Genomic DNA, 1125 nt, shown 5'->3' on the forward strand with positions numbered 1-1125 from the left:
CGCGCCTGCGCCGGGTCCGGCCCGGCGACCCGCCGCAGCACGGCACCGGCGGCGGCGGCCCGCAGGCGCTCGACGCCGCCGGTGGGGGACGGTGTGCTCGGGGCGGCGCTCGTCGTCATCGTGTCGATGGTCACACGGGACACGGTCGCATGACGAAACGATCACGATCCCTTGGCGGACGGACCAGGCGCCTCCGCGCAGGCCTAACGTGGCGCCATGCGCAGCCTGATGCAGTCGCTCGCCGTCGTCGCCGTCCTGCTCGTCGCCGGGTGCTCGGGCGGCGGTGCCGACTCCGGAGCGGGCGGCGCGCAGCCGCACGCCGCCCGCTCCGAGGAGGGGGCCGTCTCGGACGAGGGCGCCGGCGGCGAGCAGAGCTTCGTGGTCACGGGCAGCGTCTCGATGCTGGTCGAGGACCCGGCGGTCTCGGTCGCCGAGGCGGCGCAGCTGGTCGAGGACGCCGGGGGCCACGTCCAGGAGCGCGTCGAGCAGGGCGGCGCGGACGACGACTACGCGTGGGCGGAGCTCGTGGCCCGCATCCCGGCCGACGAGGTGACCGAGACGCTCGAGGAGCTCAAGGGCCTCGGCGAGGTGCGTGACACCTCGATCCAGAGCGAGGAGGTCACCGACCAGGTGCGCGACCTCGACGCCCGCATCCGGGCGCTCGAGATCTCGATCACCCGCCTCGAGGAGCTCCTCGGGCGCGCCGGGACCGTCTCCGAGATCGTCGAGGCCGAGCAGGTGCTGACGGAGCGCCAGTCCGAGCTCGAGGTCCTCCTCGGGCAGCAGGCGGCGCTCGCCGACGACATCGCGCTCTCGACGTTCCGGATCGAGATGTGGACCGAGGGCGCCGCGCCGGAGGAGCCTGCGACCGGTTTCTGGGCGGGCCTCGTGAACGGGTGGAACGCCCTGCTCGCCACGCTGACGGGGCTGCTGCAGGCCATCGGCACCCTCCTCCCGTGGCTCGCCTTCGCGGCCCTCGTCGCGGCCGTGGTGCTCTTCGTGCGCCGCGCCCTCCCGCGACGGAGGGCGGCGCGGCCCTCCGCCACCCCGCGGTTCGGGCCGGGCGGGGCGACCGGACCGACGACGTCGCTGCCGCCGCAGGGCGGGCCGACCGGCCCGGTGCCG

The 1125-nt window shown here is 75.9% G+C and carries 1 protein-coding gene; it reads left to right on the top strand.

Annotated features, from left to right (window positions below):
* Positions 1-216: 216 nt before the first annotated feature.
* On the top strand, positions 217-1125 hold a 909-nt coding region (locus IDM29_RS16790), incomplete at its 3' end, for a DUF4349 domain-containing protein (protein WP_188037847.1).

This window comes from Actinotalea sp. JY-7885 (assembly GCF_014525465.1).
Taxonomy (GTDB): Bacteria; Actinomycetota; Actinomycetes; order Actinomycetales; family Cellulomonadaceae; genus Actinotalea.